The organism is Bacillus sp. MBGLi79 (assembly GCF_002953915.1).
In genome coordinates, this window is record NZ_CP026521.1 from 2408242 (window position 1) to 2410832 (window position 2591).

Consider the following 2591-nt stretch of genomic DNA (forward strand, 5'->3'; position numbering starts at 1 on the left):
AAGCGCCATTCCCAAAAAGTTGCCCCATTGGATTCTATATACCGATCTAGAAATATCTCAAAATTTAAATTTAATGGTGTATATTCCCCTATTTCTAATATGAAAAGATAGTTGGGATCCCCTTTATCCAATTTGCCTTTGTCGATCATCAAATGGCACCCTTCTAATAAGTGACCAATTGGAATACCATTGATGCCTTCAAACAAATCCTCATATTTTAATTCTTCTTCAATCTCTTCAAGGCTAAATAAATAAAGTCCTCCACCTATATTCTCCCCATCCGAAAGGATCTGAAAAATTTTCGCACCATTATGCAGTGTAATGAACTTCTGATAATCATCTGGAAGGGTAAGCTGGTGTTTAGCCTCAAAGCTTTGAATGTCATTCAGGGTTGCTTTGTCCTGTGAAAATGTAACAAGGAACTCCATAATAACTCCTTCAGAACAAAACAATTGAATGGCTCCTTTTTCATCTAAGAGACTTTTCAAACCATTTACAGTCTTATGGATAAAGTTAGTCAAATACATCACCCCTTTATTTCCTTTTAAACTCCAAAAGATGTAAAGAGATCGTGTTAGACGCTCTTTTCAGTGAATACAATGCAATAAATCTTAAAAAGAGGTGCCTCCCAAAAGTGAATTTTCTAAAGAATGATGACATGGTGAAGATCATTCGAAATGGCCTTAGTGCAACGCAGCACCCAAAGCATATTCTTGTTGTAGGAGCTGGATTGTCCGGGCTTGTATCAGCATCATTGCTGAAAAATGCCGGTCACAGAGTAACGATTCTCGAAGCGAGCGGCAGAGCGGGCGGCCGTGTCTGCACTTTGAGATCTCCCTTTAGTGGTGATTTGTATTTTAACGTCGGTCCGATGCGCATACCGAATAACCATTTGTTAACCTTAGAATATATCAAAAAATTCAAATTGCCAACAAATGTATTTATCAACAGAACCCCTCTGGACATCATTTATGCCAATGGAATCAAGACACGTCTCCACATGTTTGAACGAGCTCCTGGAATACTGGGGTACCCAGTCGCATCACATGAACAAGGGAAAACGTCTGAAGAGCTGATGCTTTCTGTACTGCAGCCTATTCTAAATTTCATCAATCAAAATCCAGCGAGAAATTGGCGGATTGTCGAAGAACAATACAAAAATGATTCGTTAAGCTCTTTTTTGAATAGGTATTTTTCCTATGGCGTGATCGATATGATTGGTGTACTTTTGGATATGGAAGCGTATATGGGGATGTCCCTTGTTGAAGTATTGCGGGAATCCATCTTTTTTTCATCACCCGCTCACTTCTATGAGATAACAGGCGGCATGGATCTGCTTCCACACGCGTTTCTTCCCCAATTAAAAACAAACATTCTATACCATCAAAAAATGATGAAAATATCTCAGGATGAAAATCGTGTTACGATCCATTGCCAGCATCAACAATCGGCAGAATTTGCATCGTTTACAGCTGATCTCGCTATTGTAACCATTCCTTTTTCAACTTTGCGATTTGTAAAAGTCGAACCATACCATTCTTTCTCGTACTATAAACGGAGGGCCATCCGTGAGTTAAACTATATCAGTGCAACAAAAATCGGAATAGAGTTTAAAAGCCGATTTTGGGAAAAAGCCGGGCAGCGCGGCGGCAAATCTATTACTGATTTACCGATTCGTTTTTCGTATTATCCAAGCAGAAATATTGGAGCAAAAGGACATGCTGTCATTCTGGCCAGCTATACATGGGCAGATGAGGCGCTGATATGGGACAGTCTTTCAGAAGGAGAGCGTATCCGGTATACTTTACTGGATTTATCTAAAATCTATGGTGATATTGTATGGTCTGAATTTGTATCAGGCGCTTCTTTCAGCTGGAGCCAGCACCCCTATTCTGCGGGAGGATTTACAGCTTTCGAACCAGGACAAGAATTAGAGCTGTATCCCTATATTCCTGTCCCTGAGGGCAGAATTCATTTCGCCGGAGAACACGCCTCACTCACCCATGCGTGGATGCAGGGCGCAATTGAATCTGGAATACGCGTTGCTGATGGGGTCAATCGCTTACCTTAGATCATGCTCATCTTCTGACTAAAGGGCAAGCAATTCTGAATTAGTAATAATTAATTAAGCACTCATTAGTCATTTTTCGCTTTAATTTTTTCGATTATTTTTGTGAAAGGTAATTAAAATCACTGTTTTGAATGTTGTTAAGATGTATGTTTTTATTTATCATTTGTGCATAAAGGTGCAATCAAATGCACTATAGGTGTCATATCAAAAGGGAAATCAAAGTTCAGGAACTCAGAAGCTGAATTATATACCTGTTCTTTAATAAAAAATTGGCAATCTGGTTTCATGTTTAACAGACCATCTATAAAAGAAAAGGTATCAGCTGTAAAGTTTTCAAGATATCTTTCTTCAGTGAATGCAATTACTTGAATATAATTTGAGGAACCCTCATTTTTATTTTCATCCTCTATACCAATTAACACTGGATTATCAGACAGCTCTCCTTTTCTTTTCTTACGTTTCGTTCTTATTTATCTGATAATTAGCACTTTTTATACTAGATTGATGCTTTTTGGTCCTT

The 2591-nt window shown here is 38.5% G+C and carries 2 protein-coding genes; one reads left to right on the top strand and one right to left on the bottom strand.

The genetic code is table 11. From position 1 onward, the window contains the following. Positions 1 to 521 (bottom strand): SMI1/KNR4 family protein (locus tag C1T29_RS11855; RefSeq protein ID WP_208945707.1); only part of this gene is annotated, 521 nt, incomplete at its 3' end. Positions 522 to 634: 113 nt separating this feature from the next. Here C1T29_RS11855 and C1T29_RS11860 point away from each other — a divergent pair. After that, positions 635 to 2071, top strand: a complete 1437-nt coding sequence (locus C1T29_RS11860) for a flavin monoamine oxidase family protein (RefSeq protein WP_142393707.1) — start codon at positions 635 to 637, stop codon at positions 2069 to 2071. The last annotated feature ends 520 nt before the right edge of the window (positions 2072 to 2591 follow it).